The organism is Rhodobacteraceae bacterium LMO-JJ12, from assembly GCA_021555075.1.
Lineage (GTDB): Bacteria > Pseudomonadota > Alphaproteobacteria > Rhodobacterales > Rhodobacteraceae > JAKGBX01.
Window position 1 is genome coordinate 1,070,412 of record JAKGBX010000001.1, and the last position, 25,258, is coordinate 1,095,669.

Sequence of the window (25,258 nt, forward strand, 5' to 3'; positions counted from 1 at the left end):
TACATGCATGGCCTTTGGTCTATCAGGACGATTCTGTCCTGCGCCCCAGGGGGTGCGCACGATGTGATAGCGCAGCAAGTCGGTGGCGGACACTTTAACCTGCAAGATGTAGGCTTCCAACGGCTTGACTGATGCTGGCGTAAGTCCCACTCTGTTGTTTGGGGGTTTTCCGCGCGCACCGATGTAGTCTTGACGATTGAAGCAAGATGGGGTCGGACTGGCCGCCGAAACAAATAAACTACAACAACGGAGAGAAACGAATGTCGCTGAAACACACAATAGCCACCGGTTTGCTGATGACCGTGATGGGCGTCTCGGCATCGGCCCAGTCGCTTGTCTACTGTTCGGAAGGATCGCCAGAAGGCTTTGACCCGGCACTCTACACCGCCGGGACAACTTTTGACGCCTCCAGCCACCCGATTTACAACCAACTGACCGAATTCAAGGTCGGCACCACAGAGGTTCTGCCCGGTCTCGCCGAAAGCTGGGAAGTCAGTGAAGACGGCAAGACCGTGACGTTCAAGCTGCGCCAAGGGGTCAAGTTCCACTCCAACAGCCAGTTCACGCCGACGCGCGATTTCAACGCTGATGACGTTATTTTCAGCTTTGATCGCCAAGGCAACCCGGACAACCCTTACAATTCGGTTTCCGGTGGCACGTTTGAGTATTTCTCGAGCATGTCGATGCCCGAGCTTGTCGAAAGCATCGAAAAGGTTGACGATTACACCGTTGTGTTCCATCTGACCCGGCCCGAAGCACCTTTCATTGCCAACATGGCGATGGATTTTGCATCGATCCAGTCCAAGGAATATGCCGACGCGATGATGGCGGCTGGAACGCCCGAGATGCTGAACCAGGCACCTATCGGCACCGGACCGTTCACTTTCCAAGCCTATCAAAAAGACGCCGTCATCCGCTATCTGCGCAATGACGACTATTGGGGCGACAAGGCCAAGGTTGAAAGCCTGATCTTCGCAATCACGCCGGATGCGTCCGTGCGTTATCAGAAGCTTCAGGCAGGCGAATGCCATGTCATGGCCTATCCCAACCCTGCCGACGTGCAGGCGATGAAGGATGCCGAAGACATCGTGGTAATGGAACAGGAAGGTCTGAACGTCGGCTATCTTGCTTACAACACCATGGTCGCACCGTTCGACAATGCCAAGGTTCGCAAGGCTCTGAACATGGCCATCGACAAGCAGTCGATCATCGACGTGGTATTCCAAGGTTCGGGCCAGATTGCCAAGAACCCGATTCCGCCGACAATGTGGTCCTACAACGATGCAATCGTGGATGACGCCTATGATCCCGAAGCGGCCAAGGCGATGCTGGCGGCAGAAGGTGTCGAGAACCTGAGCATGAAGATCTGGGCGATGCCGGTGCAGCGTCCCTATAACCCCAACGCGCGGCGTATGGCCGAGTTGATGCAGGCCGACATGGCCAAGATCGGTGTCGACGTCGAGATCGTGTCCTATGAATGGGGCGAGTATCTTGAGCGTTCGAAAGCCAAGGACCGCGATGGTGCCGTTCTGCTGGGTTGGACCGGCGACAATGGTGATCCTGACAACTTCCTCGCAGTTCTGCTGGGCTGTGACGGTGTTGGAGCCGCCAACCGCGCGCAGTGGTGCAACGAGGAGTTCGACGCCAAGCTGAAGGAAGCCAAGGTTCTGTCCAATCAGGCAGATCGCGCCAAACTCTATGAAGAGGCACAGGTCATCTTCAAAGAGCAGGCTCCTTGGGCCACCATCGCGCATTCGGTCGTCTATATGCCGATGCGCCCCGAAGTTGATGGTTATGTCGTGCACCCGCTGGGTGGCCACATCTTCAACCAGGTTGGCCTGAAGTAACACTGCATGTTAATCCGGGGGGCGGCATTTTTGTGTCGCCCCCTATTTTTTCGTTTCATTGGAATATTTCCGTGAGCAGATCACTTGCCGACCGCCTTGCTGATTATGCTGCCGTCGCGTCCGACCTGGGTGCCGACGCTGTGGCGTTGGTGCCGGGGCCGAATTTTACCCGTTTGGTCGAACACGGCTTCATGAGCCACGAGCGCCCTTTTCTGCTGGTAGTTCCTGCAACTGGATCTGCAGCAGCCTTGGTGCCCAACCTTGAATTGGGCAGCTGGGATCTGGTTGGTTTTGAAGGTGCGGTTTTTGACTGGCGCGATCAGGATGGATACGACGATGCCTTCGCCGATCTGTTGCAACATCTGGCAATCAAATCGCTGGCTGTCGAAGGTCAGGTCATGCGCGTTTTTGTGCACCACGCATTGAAAAGGGCGCAACCCGATCTCAGGATCATCGACGCCGAGCGCGAAATTTCCGCGCTGCGGATGATCAAAACACCCCAAGATGTTGCCGCGATGCAGACGGCCATTGATATTTCCGAACGTGCTTTGTCGCGCACTTTGGCCAGTGTAAAGCTGGGCCAGAGCGAAAAAGAGATCGAACAGATGCTGGTGCAGATGCTCTTTGCCGAAGGCGCCGACGATCAGGCCTTTGCCCCCATAGTGGCGGCAGGCGACGGATCGGCGCGCCCGCATGCAAAGGCGCGACACGATTACGCGGTCAAGGCAGGGGATGCGCTGTTGATCGACTTTGGCGCACGCAAGAACGGGTTTTGCGCCGATATTACCCGCACCGTGTTTCTGGATCATGTCAGCGATGAAGGGCGCGCAGTCTATGACACCGTTTTGCGCGCCAATTTGGCCGGCCTTGCCGTGACCCGCGCGGGCGTGACGGCGCATGAGATCGACGACGCAGCGACGTCGGTGCTCGAAGCTTCGCCTTTCGCCGACCGTATCCGCACCAAGACCGGCCACGGGCTTGGCCGCGAGGTGCACGAGGCACCTTACATCATGCGTGGCAACCATATGGTCTTGCCGGCGGGCACGGTTTACACAAACGAACCGGGCCTTTATCAGATCGGAAATTTCGGTGTGCGTATCGAGGATGACGTTCTGGTCACCGAAGAGGGATTTGAGACGCTGACACATTTTCCCAAGGAGCTGACGGTGTTGTCATGTTGAATTATGTCCTCAGCCGTTTGCTGACCTTCATACCCACCTTCATCGGCGTGACGCTGATTTCCTTCAGCTTTATCCGCGCACTTCCCGGTGATCCGATCGTGGTCATGGCGGGTGAGCGTGGCTTAAGCGATGAACGCTATGCAGAACTGTCCAAGCAATTCGGCTTTGATCAACCGATCTACATTCAGTTTTGGGACTACCTCACCGGGGTTCTTCAGGGCGATCTTGGCACATCCTTCGTCACCAAACGTCCGGTGTGGGACGAATTCTTTGCCCTCTTTCCCGCCACCCTGGAACTGTCGATCTGCGCTATGATCTTTGCTGTCGTTCTGGGCCTTCCTGCGGGGGTAATCGCGGCCGTAAATCGGGGCAAGTTTTTCGACCGTGCACTGATGTCGACTGCTCTCATCGGGTACTCAATGCCGATCTTCTGGTGGGCTTTGCTGTTGATCATCATCTTTTCCGGCAATCTCGGCTGGACGCCGGTCTCGGGGCGCATCAGCCTGATGTATTACTTCCCAGACGCAACAGGCTTCATGCTGATAGACAGCCTGGCCTCGGGACAGAATGGGGCGTTTGCCTCGGCGGTGCTGCACTTGTTGTTGCCGACTATCGTGCTGGGTACGATTCCGCTGGCGGTGATCGCGCGCCAGACCCGCTCGGCTATGCTTGAAGTATTGGGCGAGGATTACATCCGAACGGCGCGCGCCAAGGGGCTGAACCCGGGGCGGATCAACGGCATTCATGCCCTGCGCAACGCGCTTATCCCGGTGATCACCGTGATCGGACTCAGCGTTGGCACTCTTCTCGCCGGTGCGATCCTTACCGAGACGATCTTTAGCTGGCCGGGCATTGGCAAGTGGATGGTTGATAGTATTTTCCGGCGCGATTATCCGGTCGTGCAGGGCGGTTTGCTGCTTATCGCTGTAATGGTGATGGTGGTGAACCTGACCGTTGACATGCTCTACGGTGTCATCAACCCCAAGATCAGGAAGCGCTGATATGGATGATGCCCTTTCCACCGAAGCCAAGGTAGGTCACGAACGACCCGGACGTTTGCGCGAATTCTGGTTCTATTTCCGCGAAAACCGTGGCGCCGTTATCGGGTTATGGATCTTCGCGGTATTTGCATTTTTGGCCCTGTTCGGCCCATGGGTCGCGCCGCATAGTGCGACCGAGCAATTCCGCGCCGATGCTCTGCTACCGCCAGTCTGGCAGGAAGGCGGCAGTTGGAAATACATCCTGGGAACCGATCCTCTTGGCCGGGACATGCTGTCGCGCTTGATCGTGGGGGCACGGTTCTCGTTTTTTGTGGGGGTTGTCGTGGTTACAATTGCGGCCTCTGGTGGTATTTTGGTCGGCCTGATCGCAGGATTCGCGCCGAAATGGCTCGACAGCATCATCATGCGGATCATGGATATCATTCTGGCGTTTCCATCGCTGTTGTTAGCGTTGGTGCTGGTGGCTGTTCTGGGGCCATCACTGACCAATGCGATGATCGCCATCGCTATCGTTTTGCAACCGCATTACGTCCGCCTCACGCGCGCCAGTGTATTGTCAGAAAAGCAAAAAGATTACGTCACTTCCGCGCGTGTAGCGGGGGCCGGATATCTGCGGCTGATGTTCATAACCGTGCTACCCAATTGCCTCGCCCCGATTATCGTGCAGGCGGCGTTGTCCTTCTCGACCGCAATTCTGGATGCTGCGGCGCTGGGCTTCCTTGGCATGGGTGCGCAGCCCCCAACGCCAGAATGGGGCACCATGCTGGCCGAAGCGCGTGAATTCATCCTGCGTGCATGGTGGGTCGTAACCTTCCCGGGCCTCGCTATTCTTGTAACCGTACTGGCCATCAACCTGATGGGTGATGGGCTACGCGACGCGCTTGACCCGAAGCTGAAACGGAGCTGAGCCGATGACCCTTCTGCGTATCCGCAATCTCAGCGTTGATTTCGCCACCGCCTCGGGCGCGTTTCGCGCCGTAGATGGTGTCGATCAGGACGTGGACACAGGCGAAATCCTTGCCATCGTCGGCGAAAGCGGGTCAGGCAAATCTGTCTCCATGCTAGCGATGATGGGCCTCTTGCCCTGGACCGCGACAATCACTGCCGATGAAGTCAACTTTGACGGTCACGATTTGCTCAAGATCGAGCCACGCGCGCGCCGCCGAATTGTAGGCAACGAACTGGCGATGATCTTTCAGGAGCCAATGTCGTCGCTCAATCCGTGTTTCACCGTAGGTTGGCAGATCAAGGAAGCACTTCGCTATCACCTCAGCATGGGCCGCCGCGAACGCCACGCCCGCGCAATAGAGTTATTCGAGCAAGTCGGCATTCCCGATCCCGAAAAGCGTCTGTCGGCGTTTCCGCACCAATTGTCAGGCGGGATGAATCAGCGCGTGATGATCGCCATGGCGATTGCCTGCAAACCCAAGCTCTTGATTGCTGATGAGCCGACAACTGCGCTCGACGTGACTATTCAGGCGCAGATCCTCGATTTGCTGGCCAGCTTGCGTGACGAGACCGGAATGGGTCTTGTGCTGATTACTCATGACATGGGCGTTGTCGCCGAAACGGCTGAGCGGGTGAGTGTGCAATACGCAGGTCAAAAGGTTGAGGAACAGCCAGTTAGCGGGCTGTTCTCCACGCCGCATCACCCTTACACAGCCGCGCTTTTGGACGCTCTGCCGGAACGGGCGACCGAACGTATGCTGCCCACCATTCCCGGCGTTGTGCCGGGGCAATTCGACAAACCGCAGGGCTGCCTGTTTTCTCCACGATGCAAGTTTGCTGACGCCAAGTGCAAATCAACACCTCCACCGTCTCTTGGTGCTGATATCGGCTTCGCGCGCTGCTTCTACCCGCTCAATACCGATGAGAGGATTGCATCATGACCGATGCTCCCGTCATGCAAGCTGCAGCGTTGCAGCGACACTACGAGGTGAGCGGAGGTTTCCTTCGCAAATCTCGCCTGTTGAAAGCCGTGGCAGGTCTCGATTTCGAGGTAACGCCGGGTAAGACGCTCGCAGTTGTGGGCGAAAGCGGCTGTGGCAAATCCACCCTCGCGCGCATGGTCGCCATGATCGAGGAACCGACGACGGGCACGCTGATGCTGGATGGCAAGCCGGTGGTGCGCGAGGCTTGGGCTGACCTGCGGCAATCCGTGCAGATCGTGTTTCAGGACCCCTACGGATCTCTCAACCCGCGCCAACGCATCGGCACCATCCTGATGGAGCCGCTGGTGATCAACCGCAAGTCGATGGGCAAGAGTGAGCGTGAGGTCAAGGCCCGCGAAATGTTGCGTCTTGTCGGTCTGCGCCCGGAACATTTTGACCGCTATCCGCATATGTTTTCGGGTGGTCAGCGCCAACGTATAGCCGTCGCACGCGCATTGATGCTCGACCCCAAAGTGTTGGTGCTGGACGAACCCGTTTCGGCGCTCGATTTGTCAATTCAGAGCGCGATCCTGAATCTGATGCTGGAACTACAGGACCGCTTGCAACTCGCTTATCTCTTCATCAGCCATGATCTGAGCGTCGTGCGTCACGTTGCCGATGAGGTGATTGTGATGTATCTCGGTCGCGCGGTTGAGAAGGCCTCCAAGGAGGCGCTATTTTCGGCGCCGCGCCACCCCTACACCGTGGCGCTGTTGTCAGCTACGCCGCAAGCAGACCCGGCAAGCGTCAAGCATCGCATCAAGCTCAAAGGTGAGTTGCCTTCGCCGTTGGCGGTACCCGATGGGTGCCCCTTCGCACCACGTTGCTGGAAAGCACAAGATAAGTGCCGTGCGGAACTACCCACGCTGGGGGAGGGACCACATGCCGCAGCCTGCTTCTTCCCCGAGAATCAGGACTGAGCCTGCGCAGTCGCTATTGCGCCAATGACTGATCCCGAGCGAACCCGCGGATCCCTAATGACATGCGTCAGGCGTAGCCCTGCACCTTCTGCCATTGCCAATGTCCGGACTGCACGATAGCAATTTGACTGGATCAATGTGAGATTTAAGGAGGGCTCCAAATGTTTCTAAAGAAAATTCATCAGACAGCTTTGATTGCGGCCTTGGCCACGATCACCGCAAACGCGGCAGTCGCTGAAACCGAAGTCAAGATCGGCTATGCGCTTGCACCCGAGTCCCACTATGGCGTTGCTGCCCAGAAGTGGCAGGAAGTGGTCGAAGCTGAAACCGATGGCAAATTCAAATTCCGACATTTCCCCTCTTCCGGTCTCGGCGGTGAGCGTGAAGTCGTCGAAGGGCTGCAACTCGGTACTGTCGAAGCAACCATCGTGTCGACGGGTACTCTCAGCAACTTTGTACCCGAAACTGGCGTAACCGACATCCCGTTCCTGTTTCGCAGCCTAGATCACGCGCGTCGTGTTCTTGACGGCCCTGTCGGACAGGAAATTCTGGCCAAGTTTGATGACGCCGGATTGGTTGCAATTGCATGGGGCGAGCAGGGCTTCCGCCACATCACCAATAACCGCAACCCCATCAACACACCCGAAGATCTGGCCGGCATGAAGCTGCGCACGATGGAAAACCCCGTGCACCTGCAAGCGTTTAACGCGCTTGGAGCCGCGCCCACGCCGATGGCGTGGCCTGAGGTGATCGGTGCGCTGCAACAGGGCACGATCGACGGGCAGGAAAACCCGCTTTCGGTGATTGTCTCGGTTAAACTCAACGAGGTGCAGAAATATCTCACGCTGTCGGGCCACGTCTATTCGCCCGCCATGCTGCTGATTTCCAAACCTTTCTGGGATGGCCTTACGGACGAGGACAAAGCCGCCTTTGAAAAGGGCGCAACCGAGGCTGTGGTCGCAATGCGCGGGTTCGTGGACAACGTCGAAAAAAGCGGTGTCGAAACCCTCAAGGAGCGCGGCATGATGGTCAATGAACTATCGACAGACCAGAAGGCTGCACTGCGCTCATCGGTCGAAAGTGCTTATGAAGGTTACTACGAAACCTATGGCAAGGATCTGATCGACCGTATTTCGGCGACAGAATAATCCGTGACGTGAAGCCAAAAGCGGCTGGCGGCCCAAGCTGTCAGCCGCTTCTTTCTATTGTTGGGGGGAACGGTGCGCAGGGTTGAACGCATTTTCGTGGCGCTGAACGGCGCGGTTGTTATCGCGCTTTTGTCGTCGATGGCGTTGATCGTCGGTGCAAACGTCACTCTGCGCTATACCACCAACCATTCCCTGCCATGGTCAGACGAGGCTGCGCGTTACCTGATGATCTGGATGACATTTCTTGGCGCCGGACTTGCGCTTCGACAGGGGGGGCATGTGGCGATCACAAACCTGCATGACCTGCTGAGCACGCGCACCCAAAGAGTGCTGCGCGCAGCTATCGTGGTCGCATTGCTGCTCTTTTTTGCATTCATGGTCTATGTCGGCTGGCAATACATGGACCGCACCAAGTTTCAGAAAACCCCTGCGTTGCGGCTTTCATTTCGGTATATCTATGCTGCAATGCCTGTAGGTTTCAGCCTGTTGATCGTGCACCTGTTGCTGATCGCAAAGCCATTCATCCTCGCGGGTCACTATAAGAAGTCTGACGGCGAGATTGACGCGATGCCCGGTGGCGCCAATGGCTGAAATCTTGTTCGCTTCTCTCTTCGTGTTGATGGTCTTGGGGCTGCCTGTGGCCTTTGCCATGGCAATATCTGTGTTCATCGCGATTGGTCTGGGCAGCTCCTATCCCCAGATCGTTGTCGTCAAAGAAATGTTTGGCGGTCTCGATAGCTTCCCCTTGCTGGCCGTGCCGTTCTTCATCCTAGCGGCAGAAATCATGACAGGTGGTGCGATCACCCACACGCTATTGCGCTTTGCCTCGCAATTCGTCGGGCATCTGCGCGGCGGATTGGGCTATGCCAATGTGATTTCCTCAACAATGTTTGCAGGGATATCCGGGTCGGCTCTGGCCGATGCGGCTGGACCCGGCGCGATGATGATCCGTATGATGGAAAAGGGTGGTTATGACCGATCCTATGCGGGCGCTCTGACCATTTCCAGCGCCGTGATCGGCCCGATTATTCCACCCTCGATCGTGATGATCATCTATGCCCTACAAGACGAGGCGGTTTCCGTCGGCTCGCTCTTCATGGCCGGGGTCGTGCCGGGCTTGTTGCTGGGGTGCGGCAGTCTGGCTGCGAACTGGTATGTCAGCCGTAAACGCAACTATCGCAGCGATGCAGCTCGCCCAGGCCGGAACGAGATGTTGCGCAACACCGCTTTGGCGCTGCCTGCTTTGGGACTGATTGTTTTGATTGTCGGCGGCATTCGCGGTGGCATCTTTACCCCCACAGAAGCTTCGGTAATCGCCGTCTTTTATGCGCTGTTCTGCGGCATGGTCATTTATCGTGCGTTGGGTTGGCGCGACCTTCCGGGTATCATTTTGCGCGCAGCTTTGATCAGCGCGGCCGTGCTGCTGATCCTTGGTGCTGCGCGTGCGTTTGCTTGGGTGCTGATCATCGAGGGGGTGCCGCAGTTCCTTGCTGAAACAATCATCTCTTGGGATCTGTCACCAATCCTCTTTCTGCTGGCGGTCAACCTGCTGATGCTGATTTTCGGCCTATTCATGGACCCGCTTCCCGGAGTCATGATCCTGGTGCCAATTCTGGCACCAATCAGCCACGCGCTGGGCATCGCGCCGGATCATTTTGCGATTGTTGTCATCGTCAACCTGACGCTCGGCCTGACAACGCCACCGGTCGGCAGTCTGATCTTTGTCGTGTCATCGGCCGCAAATCTATCGCCTGCAGCACTGGTGCGCGAAATGCCGCCCTTCTTCCTCGCCAATCTGATTGTGCTAATGCTGCTTACCTTCGTGCCCATTCTCAGCACGTGGTTGCCATCAGTGAGCGGCTACTAAGCCTCACAATTCCATTGCAACACAAGTCCGATTAATCAGCTACGGGCTGTATCGGAAATACCAGAGGCCAATTTCCCCAGCCACCTTCAAAATAGCGAACTTAGGGTTTGCCACCTTTTGGATGGCTGCGCGGCTTCTTGGGCTTTCGTGTTGGCGGGCCTGATCCATCCGGCTTGCCTGCCACCGACAGACGTGCCCGGTTCTTCTTGCTCGACGGCTTGCCGACCGGTGGTTTGGGTCCCTTAGGGCCGCCGTCCGGGTTGCCGGGACGTTTTGATTTTGCAGGGCCGGACTTGCGGGGTTTCCATGCTTCGCCATCCGCTGTCGCGGCTGGTTTGGCTTTGGCGGCAAATTTCGGCTTGCCTTTATGGGCCGGTTTCGCGCCACCCTTAGGCTTTTTGACCCGAGGTTTCGGATCATCATTCCAATCCACAGGAGCTGTCGATCCTTGCTTTTCTTCTTTGGCCTCTGGCGGGGTGCTCTTTTGCTTCGAAGGGTGCGATGCGCGGTCTTTCGGGTGTCCTGGCTTGTCGGGGCGCACTGCGCGTTCAAACTTCGGCGCCGTGGCCAGCCGGGTCAGTACTGCGCCGTCTTCCAGGGTCATTGCGGGGCCGATTGCTGCAAGAAAGCCTTGAACCGCGCCTTCGCGCAATTCGATCAGAGAGGATTCATGCTGGACCCGGATAGCGCCAATGTCTTCGCGCGACACATTTCCCAACTTGCAAAGCATCGGCAAAAGACGCCGGGGTTCGGCGCCAACAGCAGCACCACCCGACAGAGAAAACCAAACGCTCGGGCCAAAGGCGACCCGCGGCTTAGCTGGTTCATTTGCATCGGCCAGTTCCTCGGGCGCGGAATGGCGCTCACGATAGAGCCTGAGATAAGCTGCAGCAATCTGCTGTGCACTGAAGGTTTCGGTCAGCTTGCTCACAGTGCCCTGATCTGACTCTTCGACAGGCTCAAGCCAATCGGAACTGGCAAGCATGCGCTCTTCATCTTTGGCCGAAACCGCTTCGGCAGAGGGGGCAGAAGCCCATTGCGCCGTCAGCTTGGCCCAACCAAGAAGTCGTTCGGCCTTTTTGCGTGAGGCAGGCGGCACGATCATCGCGCTGACACCTTTGCGCCCGGCTCGTCCGGTACGTCCCGAGCGGTGCAGAAGGGTATCCTGATTGGTTGGCAATTCCGCGTGGATCACCAAATCGAGGTTTGGCAGGTCGATCCCACGCGCCGCAACATCCGTAGCAACACACACACGTGCGCGTCCATCGCGCATTGCTTGCAAGGCGTGCGTGCGTTCGCTCTGTGACAACTCACCAGACAAAGCAACGACCGAGAAACCGCGATTGGACAGGCGTGTGGTCAGCCGGTTGACCATGGCACGCGTGTTGCAAAAGACGATGGCGTTGGGGGCTTCATAAAACCGCAAAACGTTAATGATTGCATTCTCGCCGTCACGCGCCGACACGCGCAGTGCGCGATAGTCGATATCCGCGTGCTGGGACGCGCCACTGGTCGTGGCGATGCGCACTGCATTCTTCTGGTAGCTCTTGGCAAGCCGCGCGATGGCGGCGGGGACCGTGGCAGAGAACATCAATGTCTGGCGTTCAACCGGCGCATTTTCGAGAATGAATTCGAGATCTTCACGAAAGCCGAGGTCGAGCATTTCGTCGGCTTCATCGAGAACAACCGCCTTAAGAGCGGTGAGATCGATTGAGCCGCGCATGATGTGGTCGCGCAGCCGTCCGGGCGTTGCGACGACAATATGGGTGCCGCGTGCCAAGGCGCGACGTTCATCGCGCATGTCCATGCCACCAACGGTCGAGGCAACTACACATCCAGCATTCGCGAATAGCCATGCCAGCTCTCGTTTGACCTGCAAGGCCAATTCACGTGTCGGAGCGATCACCAAGGCCAATGGGGCGCCCGCCGGAGCAAAGGTATCGTCTTCACCCAGTAGCCCCGGCGCAATTGCCAGTCCGAAGCCAACGGTCTTGCCCGAGCCGGTCTGTGCGGAAACCAGCAGATCTTGCCCAGTAGTCTCAGGGTTTGTCACAGCTTCCTGCACAGCCGTCAGTGACGTATATCCGCGCGCTTCGAGTGCATCTGCCAGTGTTTTCTTCAAAATCGTTCCAGTTTTCTTAGTTGTAGGGCAATTTAGAGGCTCGCAATTGTCCTGCCAGCCGACAAGAGAGCGCGTGTACGCTCTTGGGAAAGGGAAGTATAGGTCTCTTGCACAGTTTGGCCAAGACTGAGGCGGGAGGCGATTCCCTTCCTGCCTGCGGATTACGCCAATTAGGCGCGTAAGGATTGACGATGTCCACTTCAGGCGTTTGAAATATATCTGTAATATTGGCGTGTTATCCGGCGGCGCGCGCCATATCAGGTCAAAGCGCGTCTTGCGGGCCTTTGGTATCAAGTCAGGGCCTTAAATAATTTGACCAAAGGATAAAATCGAACCAGACTGACCACTTATTCAGTCTTCAACAGGGACCAGATCAATGAAAAATCAACTGTTCGCAGTTTCGACCGCAGCTGCCGTTGCCGTGGCAGGGAGCTTTTCCATGGCTTCTGCCGATACACTCAGGCTCCTGACTTGGGGTGGCTATGCCCCTGAGGATGTAGTTGCCAAATTCGAAGCGGAAACCGGTCACACCGTCGAAGTGACCAAATCTAACAACGAGGAAATGATCGCCAAGCTGCGCGCCACGGGCGGCGGCGGGTTCGACCTCGCACAGCCAAGCCAAGACCGCATCGCAGGCCCACAGGCAGAATTCGGCATCTATAAGCCAATGGACATGACGCAGGTCAACACCGCGCTTTTCATTCCTTCGATGCTGGAAGCGACCAAAGGCAACACCACGGTGGGTGGCGACGTGTACGGTTTGCCTCATATCTGGGGAACCAGCGGGCTTGTCGTTGACACAAAAGCTGCCGGAATGATCAAGGATTACACCGATCTTTGCAGCGACGATGTTGCTGGCAAGGTATCGTATCGACTCAAGCGTCCAACGCTGATCGGCTTCGCCTTTTCCATGGGGCTCGACCCGTTTGCCGCCTATGGTGACGAGGCCGCCTATACCGACATCATGTCCAAGGTTGAAGCCAAGCTGATCGAATGCAAACCCGGCGTGAAAACCTATTGGGGGGGCGGTGATGAGCTGATGGGGCTGCTGCGCTCGGGCGAGGTTGTAGCGTCGATGGCGTGGGATACTGGTGGCTGGAAGCTCAATGCCGATAATCCCGACATCACTTTCGTGGCACCCGCCTCGGGTGCTCTAGGTTGGGTCGACACCTTTGCGCTTCCCGCAAAGGGCAAGGCCGATGAGGCCGCCTATGCCTGGATCAACTTCGTGATGCAGCCCGAGATAGCGGCGATGATCACCGCCGCCGCGGGTAATTTCACGGCATCCAAAGGGGCCGATGAGTTTGCCGCCGACGATCTCAAGGCACGCTATCAGGCCAGCTTCCCTCCGGAAGCCATCGACAACATCAAGTGGTATCCGCCGGTTCCTGCCGGGTTGGAAGCCATTGAAGGTGGTGTTCTGGATCGCGTCAAAGCGGCTCAATAATCGCCTACCATTCAAAGGCGCCTGGCTACTGATTGGCTGGGCGTCTTTTTTATATTTGCGGATACCCGATGACACCTGATCTTGAATGCAATGCGCTGACCAAACAGTTTTCCGGAGTGACGGCAGTTGACGATGTGTCATTTTCCGTGCCGCCGGGATCGTTTTTTTCAATTCTAGGCCCCTCGGGATGTGGCAAGACGACGGTCATGCGGATGATTGCTGGCTTTCTTGAGCCAACTGGTGGGGATATCTTGATCAGGGGAAAATCGGTGCTGAACGTGCCGCCCAACAAGCGCCCGGTAAACATGGTGTTTCAGCATCTGGCGCTGTTCCCCATGATGAACATTGCCGACAATATCGGCTATGGGCTACGCCGCGCCGGGATGCCGAAAGCGCAGATCGTGCGGAAGGTTGATGAAGCGCTCGAGCGCATCGGCCTTCCGGGCATTGGCGCGCGCAAGGTTGACGAACTGTCAGGTGGGCAAAAGCAGCGCGTGGCCATCGCCCGCTGTATGGTGCTGGAACCCGATGTGTTGTTGCTGGACGAACCGCTTGGTGCGCTTGATCTCAAGCTGCGCGAACGCATGAAGATTGAACTAAAAGCACTGCAATCGGCTTTTGACACCACCTTTGTCTATATCACGCATGACCAATCCGAAGCGCTGGTGATGTCCGACAATATCGCGGTGATGAATGAGGGCCGCTTTGAACAGATAGGTACGGCGCGCGATCTCTATTACCGCCCCAATACCGCGTTCGTTGCGGGGTTTGTCGGCGAAACAAATCGCTGGCGTGGGCGCGTCACACGGCTTGAAGGACAAGAAACGACGCTTGAAACCAACAACGGTGTTAAGCTTATCGGCACAACCAATGGCCATGCTCTCTTCGCGGGGGAAAACGCCGATGTGTTCGTGCGTCCTGAGGCGATCCGCATCGGCCATTCCGAGAACGAGCTTTCACGGTTCGACAACCGCTTTTCCGGAACGGTAACATCGCTGCTCTTTAACGGTGCTGCCAGCCGAGTTCTGGTAGCGGTTGAGGGCGGGACCGAGGAAATTGAGGTGAACCTGCCGCAATCGGGGGAGTTCGCCTCGCTGGCGCGCGGCTCGCAGGTGCATATCGGATGGGCCAGCGATCAGGCCAATTGTTTTGCGGCAGGAGGGGCCTGATGCGGACCGAGGCCAAGCTCGGACTGGCGCTTTTGCTGACGCCACTTCTGCTGTGGCTCACGTTCTTGATTTTCATCCCGCATATCGACATGTTCCTCGTGTCGCTGCGCGAACGGATCGGGGTTGGCGAGTATCAGACCAGCCTCGCCAACTATCTGACGTTCTTCAATGAACCGCTTTATCTCTGGACCTTTCTGCGCACCGCTATGATGTCATCTCTGGCGACGCTGATGACATTGATCATTGCTTTCCCCGTGTCCTACTACATCGCCAAAATGGTCAAAGGTCGGGTTCAATCGGCTCTGTTTCTGCTCTGCCTGGTGCCGTTTTGGGTGTCGGAACTGGTGCGCACCTTCGGCTGGATGATCCTGTTGCGCGAGACCGGAGTGTTTTCCAATCTTCTGCAATATGTCGGCCTCGTCGATGGGCCGGTCGAGATGCTTTACAATGACGCCGCGATCATGGTCGGGTTGGTCTATACCTCGATGCTGTTCATGGTCGTCCCACTTGTCACCACGCTTGAAGGCCTGCCTGATGAGGTGGTTGAAGCAGGCTATGATCTGGGTGGCAACGGGCTGAGCGTTTTGCGCGAAATCATCATTCCCTATGCTATGCCGGGGATCGTTTCGGGCTGTATCGTGGTCTTCATGCTCAGCCTCGGGAATTACCTGACCCCAACGATGCTGGGTGGCAAAGAAAGCCTATGGTTTACCGAACTGATATATTCGCAATTCATTGTGCGCTTCAATTGGGAACTCGGGGCGGCGTTTGGCTTCATGTTGCTGATGCTGTCGTCCGCGATTGTCTGGGGCATGCTTAAGCTGACCGGTCAATCGCTTGAAAAGACGATGGGATGAGCGAGGCAATGATATGATCCCTTCAATCCCACAGCCCAAGATCGTGACCGTGGCCTATACCGCCTATGTGGCGCTATTCTTCGTGTTTCTGGCACTTCCCCTCGTGGTTGTCGCGGTCTTTGCCTTCAACAATGGTCAATTCCCGTCGCTGCCATGGGAAGGATTTACCTGGAACTGGTTCTTTGGTTCCGAGCGCCCAATGATCGGGGTGTTTCACGAGCGCTCAATCCTACGGGCCATCGGCACATCGGTTTTCGTAGCGGGGGCGGTGTCGGCGCTTTCCGTATTCGTCGGGCTGACGAATGCGTTCTTATTCAACCGCTACCGATTCCGCGGGCAGAGCGTACTTTACGTGCTGATGCTGCTGCCGCTGGTCATCCCCGGTATCGTTCTGGGTATCTCGATTCTGGTGTTCTCAAGCCGCGTTGCCAACGGGTTATGGGATGGGTTTGAGCTGGATGTTGAAGTGCTCCGACCTGGCATATGGTTAGTCATCCTGGGTCAGTTCTCCTTTATAACTACCATCGCGACTCTGGTGATCGGGGCGCGCCTGCAGAAATTCGACCGCACGTTGGAAGAAGCCGCGCTGAACCTCGGGGCGGGCCAACTCACCGCTATCCGCACAGTGACCTTACCCTATCTGGCTCCGGCCATGATCGGTGCCTTCGTGGTCGCTTTCCTGATGAGCTTTGAAAATTTCAACACCACGTTGATGCTTGTCGGGTCGGACGCACCGCTCACAATCGCCATGTTCGACCGTCTGAAGGAAGGCTCGACTCCCTTGTTGAACGCAGTCTCGTTACTGTTGATGCTCGGCTCATCGTGTCTCGCGCTGGTCATGATTGTGTTTCAGCGACGTAGCTGAAAGCAGCCAATGTTTCCTGGACAACGCTTGAGAAAGGCTTCGTTCACTAAGATTCTCTGGTGGGGCGCGGCGTGGTGTCGCGGCTATCTGCGGGCTTCAGCACTGCAAATATGGTTAACGCTAACGAGAATCGCGCTCACCCAACTAGAAAAACCAGCTTTCAAGAATTAAGTCGACCATGAGCGATGACTAATTTCGCCACTGAAAAGCGGCATTTTTCGGCGCATCGAGTGTTAGATCGAAAACTGTGCAGTGAGAGCGGTTTAGCGGCTAGAAATGCGGAGGTCGTACACGAAACGGCCAATAGTCACTGCGGTTTAGCCACTGCAGCGTCGCTGCGCAGAGGGTGTCAGATATGGTCGCATCTGTAACAAACGGTGGCGAAGAGAATCCGTCTGATCTGTGATGATCATTCGCTGCGAAGGTGCTTCGCTAATCAAGGTTGGCAAAATGCGTCCTTGATTTAAATCATGTCGGGGCAAAATTTTTCACATAACCCTTCGTCAAGTAGCCCCGTGTTCTGGTTGATCCGGCAGCGGTCTTGGCAATCGACGCTTTGACCGAGTTTGATTCAAACGCTGGACGACCCTATCGCCGGGCCAACGATGGGAGGTTTGTTCGCACCCTATATGTGCATGTTCTGCACGAGGGGCAAGGCGATACAGCCTTGTCGCTCAGGGAGGATAACGAATGGTAAAGACAGAAGAAACCACAAAAGGTGCACCACCGCAGCCGCAGGAGCCTGTTCCGGCCATGCAGCGCATTCTGGATAATCCGTTTTTGCTTTTGTTCATCGGCGTCACGATGCCGACGGTGCTCTACGTCATTTGGGGGGTGATGGAAGTCGCCTCCGTTCCGATCGCAAACTGATCGCAAACCAGCCTGAAAGGTCGCATCATGGCCATCTCTCCTCCCGAAAACCGCCTTTGGTGGAAGGAACCGATCCACGGTATCGAACTGGCTTGGATTATCATTGCCTTCCTCTGGGGGCTGTTCATGTTCTTCTTTATGATTGCTTGGCACTTCATCGGCAATCAGAACCTGTCTACCGAAACCTATCGCGTCAATCCCGACAAGTTCGTCGAACAGGTCGAGGAATTTGCGAGCGAATACCAAAAGCTGGACGCCTCCGGCGAGGCGGTCGAAGTCGGAGGTCTGCCATTGGTCGCCCCGCCTGCGGGTGGCGACGTCTACATGCTGGGGCGGCTATGGGAGTGGTGGCCTGCGCTCGAATTGAAAAAAGACCAGAGCTACCGCTTTCACATGTCATCGGCCGACTGGCAGCACGGCTTTTCGCTTCAGCCCGTCAACATCAATATCTCGGTGCATCCGGGCTATGAGCACATCCTGACGCTGACTCCGACCCAAACGGGCGAATTTGGCATCGTATGCAATGAGTATTGCGGCATCGGCCATCACACGATGTCCGGCATTATCCGCGTCGTCGAATGAGCGGGAGACCATAAACATGACCACCATTGATCACGAAGCCGTCGGATACACCGTGCCGAACATCAGGTATCGCACCTGTCCGTTCACCGGCCGACGCATCGAACGCAGCGCAGAACTTCTGATCCGCGCCAATGCCGTAGCGGCGGTAGTCTTTCTCGCGGTTGGCGGGTTTTTCGGCCTGATGGTCGCGCTGACACGCTGGCCGGCTGTGCAACTCCTTCCGGCAGATTGGTTTTACCTAGTGCTAACTGGCCACGGTGCTAATGTTTTGCTGTTCTGGATTATATTCTTTGAAATTGCGGTGCTTTACTTCGCGTCGGCGGTAATCCTTGGGTCGCGAATTGCGACGCCGAGATGGGCTTGGCTGGGCTTTGTGTTGATGATTGTTGGCGCGATAATGGCCAACTACGCGGTCCTCAATGGCGACTCGACCGTGATGTTTACTTCTTATCCGCCGATGATGGCCGAGCATTGGTTCTATCTATCGCTCATTGTCTTTGCGGTGGGGGCGCTGATCGGGGTCTTCGTGTTCTTCGGCACGCTTGTAGTGGCGAAGGACGAAAAAACCTATGATGGCTCGGTGCCATTGGTGACATTCGGCGCCATTACGGCGGCAATCATCGCGGTGTTTACGCTGGCCTGCGGCGCAATTATCCTGATCCCGACATGGCTTTGGTCGCTTGGGTTGATCTCGGAAATCGACACGCTGATGTATAAATTGGTGTGGTGGGGCATGGGCCATTCCAGCCAGCAGATCAACGTCGCCGCTCATATCTCGATCTGGTATGCAATTGCCGCGATGGTCGTCGGTGCCAAGCCTCTGTCGGAAAAGGTCAGTCGCTTCGCATTCTTCATGTATATCCTGTTTTTGCAACTCGCATCGGCGCACCATATGCTGGCCGAACCGGGGATGAGTTCTTCCTGGAAAATCATCAACACCAGCTACATGATGTATCTCGCTGTGATGGCGTCGATGATCCACGGACTCACGGTTCCCGGAGCCATCGAGGCAGCACAACGCCGCAATGGATATACCCGCGGCATGTTTGAATGGCTGACCAAGGCACCTTGGGGCAACCCGGCGTTCTCAGGGATGTTCATGTCTCTCGTGATGTTTGGGTTCATCGGCGGTATCACCGGTGTAATCCTCGGAACCGAGCAGCTTAACGTGCTGATGCACAACACCATTTATGTGCCGGGGCATTTTCACGGCACCGTGGTGGCTGGCACGACGCTGGCCTTCATGGCGATGACCTACATCGTTGTGCCGCTGATCTTTCAGCGCGATATCATCTGGCCGAAGCTGGCAAAACTGCAACCATATCTCTTCGGGCTTGGTGCGGGTGGTATCTCGCTTTTCATGATGGGGGCGGGCACGCTTGGGGTTCCGCGCCGACACTGGGACATTTCGCTGGTCGATGCGTCGAACCCATATGAGTTCGCGCCCGGCGCCTATCTGATGATGGGGCTCAACGGCATGTCTGCGATCCTTGCGGCGGCTGGCGGATTGCTCTTCGTGGTGCTTATCGTCGCCTCGGTGCTTGCCGGGCCAAAGCTCGACAAACCCGGTGCCAAGCTTGCCTTCCCGCTGCATGACGCTGGTGCTCAGGCGGTGTCGGAATATGGCAGCGAAGGTTCCCTCAAGATCCCTGGCACGGTTATGTTGGTCACCATCTTCTTCTTCACATTCATCCTCTACTACTTTGTGAACTGGAAGTATCTCTCCGACCTCTGGCTGTTCAACTAAGACAATAAGGATTGAGCGATGCTCACTGCGCTGAACATGACTGTTTCGATCCTCAAACTACGGATCGGCGCCTTTATCGCCCTGGCGGCACTTGTCGGGGTGATGACGGGAGGGGGCGAGCTTGGCAAGCTCGAGGCGCTGGTCTTTGCCCTCGCCGTCCTCGGTGCATCGGGGGCGGCGGGTGGCTTTAATCAGTATTACGAACGCGAAAGCGATCGTAATATGGCGCGCACTCGCAACCGGCCCTTTGCCAGCGGCCTTCTGAAGGCCGGGCCGATCTGGCCGGTGACGCTTCTGGCGTTGTTGCTTGGCGCGCTTTTGATGGCCTGGTCAGTCGGCGGCACGCTGGCGACGATCTTGGTCTTTCTCGGTGCGCTTACTTACGGCGTGATTTATACCGTTTGGCTCAAGACCCGCACGGTCTGGAATGTTGTGATCGGCGGCGCAGCGGGCAGCTTCGCCGTGCTGGCGGGTGCGGCCGCTGCAGCCCCGCAATTCGGCCCATTCATCGGCCCGGTCCCTGCGATATTGGCCGCCGTGTTGTTTCTCTGGACTCCACCACATTTCTGGAGCCTCGCCGCCGCGCGCGGCGAAGACTATCGGCGGGCAAACATCCCGATGCTGCCCGTGGTCTCGGAACCCGAGATTTGGGGTCCGGTGATCTTTAGCCATGTCGCAACACTGGTCGTTCTGTCGATGCTGCCGCTGTGGTTTGGCATGGATTGGATCTATGGCCTGTTCGCTCTGGCGGGGGGCGTTCCGTTCCTTCTCGCTTCCTGGCGCCTGCTGCATGACCCTTCCCGGGGGGCTGCCATGCGCACCTTCCGCGCATCACTCGCCCAGTTCGCCCTGCTGTCGGTCGGGGTTGTTCTGGACGAGGCTTTGAGATGGGCGTTCTAAGCCGGTTTAAAACCCTGTCGTTACTGGCCTTGTTCTCGCTGGTCCTGACTTCGATTCTGGCCTTGGTTTCCCCAATGCCCGCGCAATCGCAAAGCCAACCACCCGAACCGCTGGATGCCAAGCAGGTCTATGAGATCAGCCAGAACGCAATCGGACGCGAAGTCGGGCCGCATATCCTGCGCGATCAGACCGGCGCGCCACTGGCACTGTCTGATCTGCGCGGTCGCCCGTTGGTGATCTCGCTGGTTTACACCAGTTGCAGTTCGATCTGCCCTGTGACCACCGATCATCTGCACGATGCCGTATCCGATGCGCGCCGCATATTGGGAGACGACAGCTTTGCAGTCCTGACCTTTGGTTTTGACGCCAGCGGTGACAAACCGGCGCGACTGCGCGCTTTTGCGATCTCGCATCGGCTCAACCGGCTGGATGACTGGTATGTTGCCAGCGCCGAACCCGAAACCACGGAAGCCTTGCTGCATGATCTCGGCTTTAGCTGGCGCGACGCCGCAGGCGGCTTTGACCATGCAAGTCAGACCACCATTCTCGATGCCGACGGGCGCGTCTATCGCCAGATTTATGGCGAAGAATTTCCGCTGCCGGTGTTCATGGCGCCGCTCAAAGAGCTTGTGCTTGGCCGCACGACAGTTTCGATCGCACCCAAAGATTTATGGAACCGGCTGACCTTTTTGTGCACCGTTTACAACCCGCTGACTCGCGCCTATCGCTTTGACTATGGGATCTTCTTCGGCATCTTCTTCGGCGCCGTTTCGCTGCTTGTGACTGGTTTAATCATCCTGCGACTTTGGCTGGAACGGCAGCGTAGCATGCCACGAAATGGCGTATCGCGTGCAACAACCAAGACAGTGGATAAGCTAGTACAATGACGGGAATGCGAGCGGCGCTAAAGCGTGGTTTTGACAGGGTTGAGCGCCCATTGGATAGGCTGTTTGGACCTGATTGGAACCCGCTGGCCAATCTCGGGCCGCTGGGCTGGTTCATGTTCTGGGTCGTCGCCGGCACCGGCATCTACCTGTTCATCTTCTTTGATACCGGTGTGGTCAATGCCTACCAATCGGTCAAATGGCTGTCCGAAGATCACTGGTTCCATGCCGGGGTGGCGCGCAGCCTGCACCGCTATGCCTCCGATCTGATGGTTATCCTCATGCTGGTGCATCTGGTGCGCGAATGGGCTTTTGATCGCTACCGCGGGCGGCGCTGGTTCTCTTGGATTACCGGTGTGCCGGTGATCTGGTTTGTCTACATGTCCGGAATTACCGGCTATTGGTTGATCTGGGATGAACTGGCTCAATATGTCGCGCTGACCACCACCGAACTGCTTGATGCATTGCCGTTCTTCGCTGAACCCATCGCGCGCAATTTTCTAACACCGGAAAGTCTTTCGTCGCGGTTCTTCACGCTTATGGTCTTTTTGCACATCGCCATTCCGCTCCTGCTTTTGCTCATGATGTGGATTCATATCCAGCGCATCACGTCGGCGCGCACCAATCCGCCGCGTGGCCTCGCTATCCTGACTTTGATGGCGCTGGTGGTCACCTCGTTCGCTATGCCTGCGGTCTTGCAAGGGCCTGCGGATCTCTCGACTTTTCCGGCCAAGATTGGGCTCGACTGGTTCATTCTCGGGCTTTATCCGGTGATTGACATGGTGCCGCCAGGGGTAATCTGGACTAGTGCACTGCTGATTACGATCCTGCTGTTCGGAATGCCGTGGCTGCCACGGCGCAAAGAGGCAGAAGCAGCACAGGTGTTCCTTGACTACTGCAATGGCTGCACCCGTTGCGAAGCCGATTGCCCCTATACGGCCATCACCATGGTGCCGCGCAGCGATGACGCGCCTTTTCCGCAAGAGGCCTTGGTTGATCCGGATAAGTGCGTTGCCTGTGGTATCTGCATGGGGTCCTGCCCGTCCTCGACTCCGTTCCGCCGCTCCGGTCCGTTGATCACTGGCATTGATCTGCCCGGTCGCCCGCTTGAGCAACTGCGCGCTGAGGTCATTGCCACCGCTGACGATCTGTCGGGGCCAGGCCGGGTAATGACCATTGCTTGTGAACACGGCGCGGCGGGTGTGCCTGAAAAAGGCCGTGTGATTCTGCCCTGCGTAGCGATGGCTCCGCCCTCATTGTTTGATTTCATCCTCAGCCGCGATCTGGCCGATGGCGTCTGCATCGCCGGATGTGCCGAGCGTGAGTGCTACAATCGCCTCGGTGCCAAGTGGACGAAGGAGCGTATCGCGCGCACTCGTGATCCCTTGCTGCGCAAACGCGTCCCGCGTGAACGGTTGCTGACGCTCTGGTTCGGTCCCACCGAACGTGCGCTTTTTGCACGAGAAACGATTGCCTTTTCTGAGCGTGTGGCAAAATTGGAGCCAATGCCAAACAAGCGGGCGGTCGATCCGGGTGAATCTGGCATGGCCGATCCTGATGAGACGACCGGGGAGGTTCCGAAATGAGGGGTCGATTGCATCACTTGGCGATGGGTGGCTTTGTAACGCTTGTTCTAAGTCTTGGTGTTGCCTGGTTGTCGGCCTCGCCCGCTTGGCAAACGGTTCCCGAAAACATGGCCTTGTTGCGACTCAGTTTCACCCATAGTGGTGACCGCAGCGCCAGCTGCCGCGACAGGACGCCTGAAGAGCTTGCCAAGCTGCCGCCGAACATGCGTCAGACCCAGGTTTGTGCACGTCGTCGCCCGCCGATCTATGTCGAATTGGAGGTTGACGGTGCGTTGATTTACAGCGCGGAAAGCGCGCCATCGGGCATCGCCGGAAGTGGCCCGTCACGACTTTATGAGCGTTTGTTACTGCCCGCAGGCACGCACAATCTTACGGTGCGAATGCGTGATAACCCGGCGTCTGAGGCATACGGATATGAGGCGAAACGCAAGATTGATCTGAAACCCGGGCAAAGCTTCGTGATCGATTTCCGCAAAGAAAGCGGCTTTGTATTTGAATGAAGGGGAAGGGGGTCACTATGGCACCAATTGAATGGAAACCGGAATACAGTGTCGGCAACCCAGCGGTCGATCATGAACATCAGGAGTTAATCGGCCTAGTCAATCAAACCGCCTCAGCGATTCTTGATCACCATCCTCAAGTCGATATCGAGGGTAGCTTTGGTGATCTTTTGCGCGCCATTTCGGCGCATTTCGCTCTCGAAGAGCAGCAGATGAAAGCCTATGGCTACGATCAACGCATCCAGCACAAGGAAGATCACGAGCGTCTTCTGGATGATCTTCGCGATATCATGGATGGCGATAACGCGTCACCAGATCAAACCGCCGCGCGATTGGCGACAACGCTTGAAGCCTGGTTCGCCAACCACTTCAAAACCCACGATTCCCGTCTGCATGATCGTCTGGGGCCGCATCCGCACTCCTGATTGAAAATTAGCTCATTGACGTTTCCCCCGGTTTGACGGGCTGTTATCGCTTGGGAAGGGCGCGTATGTTCCTGCCGAGAATGAGAAACTGCATGGCCCGACTGCGCAAAGCGCCCACCACTAACCGGAGAATGTCATGAACACCCAAGCTATTACACGCGACACTTGCATCCTGCGCGATGAGGCCGACCCACTTGCCCCGATCCGGGCGCAGTTCGATCTGCCGGCCGGGGTCATCTATCTCGACGGCAATTCGCTTGGTGCATTGCCGTGCAGCGTCAAGGCCCGTCTGCAAAGTGCTGTGGCCGATGAATGGGGCACAGAGCTGATCCGCGCTTGGAACACAACCGATTGGTATCACGCGCCGCAACGCGCAGGTGCGGCGATTGCCCGTCTGATCGGTGCCGAAAGTGATGAGGTGGTGGTATGCGATTCCACTTCAGTCAATCTCTTCAAGGTGCTGATCTCGGCGTTACGCATGCGCCCGGGTCGTAAGGTAATTGTCTCGGAACGCGGCAATTTCCCCACCGATGTCTATATCAATGCCGAGGCCGCCGAGTTGATGGGGTTTGAGTTGCGTTGCGTTGAACCCGAGCAGGTCGAAGCCGCAATTGCAGAAGCGGGAGAAACGCTCGCCCTCGTTCAGCTCACCCATGTGCATTACAAGACAGGCCGGGTTTATGACATGGCAGGCATTACAGCACAGGCGCAGGCACTTGGTGCGCTGACAATCTGGGATCTGGCCCATAGTGCGGGCGCGCTGCCAGTCGAGCTCAACGACTGTAACGCCGATTTTGCGGTGGGCTGTGGCTATAAATACCTCAACGGAGGTCCCGGAGCACCTGCCTTCGTTTTCGTCGCCAAGCGTCATATTAGCGCCGTTTGTCAGCCACTTCCCGGCTGGCATGGCCACGCCCGCCCCTTTGAATTCACCCAGGATTATGAGCCTCACCCCGGCATTGAACGGATGCTCACAGGCACGGCGCCGCAACTTTCGCTGATCGCTCTGGAAGAGGCTTTGAAGGTTTATCAATCCATCGATATGATGGTCCTGCGCGAAAAAAATCAGGCGCTGGGTGATCTCTTTGTTGCACTGGTTGATCAGGAGCTTTGCGATATGGGCTTCGAGATCGTCAGCCCGCGCAATGCCGACCAGCGCGGCAGTCAGGTTTCGCTCACCCATGCTGAGGGCTATGCCATCGTTCAGGCCCTGATTGTGCAGGGTGTAATAGGCGATTTTCGCGCGCCAGATATCCTGCGCTTCGGGTTTGCTGCGCCTTATGTGCGTTATTGCGACATCTGGGATGCAGTTGCGCATCTCAAGGAGGTCATGCGCACGGATGAATGGGACAAGCCGGAATTCAAGATTCGGGCTGCGGTGACCTAGCAACCACTCACGGTGGATGTTC

General features: G+C 56.9%; 23 protein-coding genes. 22 read left to right on the forward strand and 1 reads right to left on the reverse strand.

The window, feature by feature from the left end; genetic code table 11:
* Window positions 1-260: 260 nt before the first annotated feature.
* From LZG00_05130 to LZG00_05170, 9 genes are all read left to right on the forward strand, one after another.
* On the forward strand, window positions 261-1,847 hold the full coding sequence (locus tag LZG00_05130; GenBank protein MCF3593378.1) for an ABC transporter substrate-binding protein: 1,587 nt from the start codon (window positions 261-263) through the stop codon (window positions 1,845-1,847).
* A gap of 71 nt (window positions 1,848-1,918) precedes the next feature.
* Window positions 1,919-3,028, forward strand: a complete 1,110-nt coding sequence (locus LZG00_05135) for a Xaa-Pro peptidase family protein (protein ID MCF3593379.1) — start codon at window positions 1,919-1,921, stop codon at window positions 3,026-3,028.
* A complete protein-coding gene (locus LZG00_05140) occupies window positions 3,022-4,029 on the forward strand; it encodes an ABC transporter permease subunit (protein MCF3593380.1) in 1,008 nt (335 codons plus the stop codon). The genes LZG00_05135 and LZG00_05140 overlap by 7 nt, the downstream gene beginning before the upstream one ends.
* A 1-nt stretch (window position 4,030) precedes the next feature.
* Window positions 4,031-4,936 (forward strand): ABC transporter permease subunit, encoded by a 906-nt coding sequence (locus LZG00_05145; protein MCF3593381.1) that lies wholly within the window; start codon window positions 4,031-4,033, stop codon window positions 4,934-4,936.
* Window positions 4,937-4,940: 4 nt separating this feature from the next.
* Window positions 4,941-5,918 carry an ABC transporter ATP-binding protein gene (locus tag LZG00_05150; protein ID MCF3593382.1) on the forward strand — a complete coding sequence of 326 codons (978 nt, stop codon included), beginning with the start codon at window positions 4,941-4,943 and terminating at the stop codon, window positions 5,916-5,918.
* Window positions 5,915-6,880 carry a dipeptide ABC transporter ATP-binding protein gene (locus LZG00_05155; protein MCF3593383.1) on the forward strand — a complete coding sequence of 322 codons (966 nt, stop codon included), beginning with the start codon at window positions 5,915-5,917 and terminating at the stop codon, window positions 6,878-6,880. The genes LZG00_05150 and LZG00_05155 overlap by 4 nt, the downstream gene beginning before the upstream one ends.
* Before the next feature lie 161 nt (window positions 6,881-7,041).
* A complete protein-coding gene (locus LZG00_05160; protein ID MCF3593384.1) occupies window positions 7,042-8,028 on the forward strand; it encodes a TRAP transporter substrate-binding protein in 987 nt (328 codons plus the stop codon).
* A gap of 72 nt (window positions 8,029-8,100) precedes the next feature.
* Entirely contained in the window at window positions 8,101-8,619 is a 519-nt protein-coding gene (locus LZG00_05165; GenBank protein ID MCF3593385.1) for a TRAP transporter small permease, read from the forward strand.
* A complete protein-coding gene (locus LZG00_05170) occupies window positions 8,612-9,895 on the forward strand; it encodes a TRAP transporter large permease (protein MCF3593386.1) in 1,284 nt (427 codons plus the stop codon). Before LZG00_05165 ends, LZG00_05170 begins: the two co-directional genes overlap by 8 nt.
* A gap of 100 nt (window positions 9,896-9,995) precedes the next feature.
* Here LZG00_05170 and LZG00_05175 read toward each other — a convergent pair whose 3' ends face one another.
* Window positions 9,996-12,017 carry a DEAD/DEAH box helicase gene (locus LZG00_05175; GenBank protein MCF3593387.1) on the reverse strand — a complete coding sequence of 674 codons (2,022 nt, stop codon included), beginning with the start codon at window positions 12,015-12,017 and terminating at the stop codon, window positions 9,996-9,998.
* A gap of 376 nt (window positions 12,018-12,393) precedes the next feature.
* On the opposite strand from LZG00_05175, the gene LZG00_05180 reads away from it, so the two are divergent.
* The 13 genes from LZG00_05180 (at window position 12,394) to kynU (ending at window position 25,236) form a co-directional block, all read left to right on the forward strand.
* Window positions 12,394-13,464: an extracellular solute-binding protein gene (locus tag LZG00_05180; protein ID MCF3593388.1), complete on the forward strand. Its 1,071-nt coding sequence runs from the start codon at window positions 12,394-12,396 to the stop codon at window positions 13,462-13,464.
* Window positions 13,465-13,532: 68 nt separating this feature from the next.
* Window positions 13,533-14,633: an ABC transporter ATP-binding protein gene (locus tag LZG00_05185; protein ID MCF3593389.1), complete on the forward strand. Its 1,101-nt coding sequence runs from the start codon at window positions 13,533-13,535 to the stop codon at window positions 14,631-14,633.
* Window positions 14,633-15,490, forward strand: a complete 858-nt coding sequence (locus LZG00_05190; GenBank protein ID MCF3593390.1) for an ABC transporter permease — start codon at window positions 14,633-14,635, stop codon at window positions 15,488-15,490. Before LZG00_05185 ends, LZG00_05190 begins: the two co-directional genes overlap by 1 nt.
* A 13-nt stretch (window positions 15,491-15,503) precedes the next feature.
* Window positions 15,504-16,355: an ABC transporter permease gene (locus LZG00_05195; GenBank protein MCF3593391.1), complete on the forward strand. Its 852-nt coding sequence runs from the start codon at window positions 15,504-15,506 to the stop codon at window positions 16,353-16,355.
* Between the two features lie 690 nt (window positions 16,356-17,045).
* Window positions 17,046-17,225 (forward strand): hypothetical protein, encoded by a 180-nt coding sequence (locus LZG00_05200; protein MCF3593392.1) that lies wholly within the window; start codon window positions 17,046-17,048, stop codon window positions 17,223-17,225.
* Between the two features lie 27 nt (window positions 17,226-17,252).
* Window positions 17,253-17,807 carry a hypothetical protein gene (locus tag LZG00_05205; GenBank protein MCF3593393.1) on the forward strand — a complete coding sequence of 185 codons (555 nt, stop codon included), beginning with the start codon at window positions 17,253-17,255 and terminating at the stop codon, window positions 17,805-17,807.
* Between the two features lie 16 nt (window positions 17,808-17,823).
* The gene (locus tag LZG00_05210; GenBank protein ID MCF3593394.1) at window positions 17,824-19,554 is read left to right on the forward strand and encodes a cbb3-type cytochrome c oxidase subunit I; all 1,731 of its coding nucleotides are present in this window, start codon (window positions 17,824-17,826) and stop codon (window positions 19,552-19,554) included.
* 18 nt (window positions 19,555-19,572) lie between these two features.
* On the forward strand, window positions 19,573-20,454 hold the full coding sequence (gene cyoE, locus LZG00_05215; GenBank protein MCF3593395.1) for a heme o synthase: 882 nt from the start codon (window positions 19,573-19,575) through the stop codon (window positions 20,452-20,454).
* A complete protein-coding gene (locus tag LZG00_05220; GenBank protein MCF3593396.1) occupies window positions 20,442-21,341 on the forward strand; it encodes an SCO family protein in 900 nt (299 codons plus the stop codon). Before cyoE ends, LZG00_05220 begins: the two co-directional genes overlap by 13 nt.
* Complete coding sequence (locus LZG00_05225) at window positions 21,338-22,924, forward strand: cytochrome b N-terminal domain-containing protein (protein ID MCF3593397.1); 1,587 nt, start codon at window positions 21,338-21,340, stop codon at window positions 22,922-22,924. Before LZG00_05220 ends, LZG00_05225 begins: the two co-directional genes overlap by 4 nt.
* Window positions 22,921-23,424, forward strand: coding sequence for a hypothetical protein (locus tag LZG00_05230; GenBank protein MCF3593398.1), 504 nt, complete (start codon window positions 22,921-22,923; stop codon window positions 23,422-23,424). The genes LZG00_05225 and LZG00_05230 overlap by 4 nt, the downstream gene beginning before the upstream one ends.
* A 17-nt stretch (window positions 23,425-23,441) precedes the next feature.
* Window positions 23,442-23,849, forward strand: a complete 408-nt coding sequence (locus LZG00_05235) for a hemerythrin family protein (protein ID MCF3593399.1) — start codon at window positions 23,442-23,444, stop codon at window positions 23,847-23,849.
* A gap of 136 nt (window positions 23,850-23,985) precedes the next feature.
* Window positions 23,986-25,236 carry a kynureninase gene (gene kynU / locus LZG00_05240; GenBank protein ID MCF3593400.1) on the forward strand — a complete coding sequence of 417 codons (1,251 nt, stop codon included), beginning with the start codon at window positions 23,986-23,988 and terminating at the stop codon, window positions 25,234-25,236.
* The last annotated feature ends 22 nt before the right edge of the window (window positions 25,237-25,258 follow it).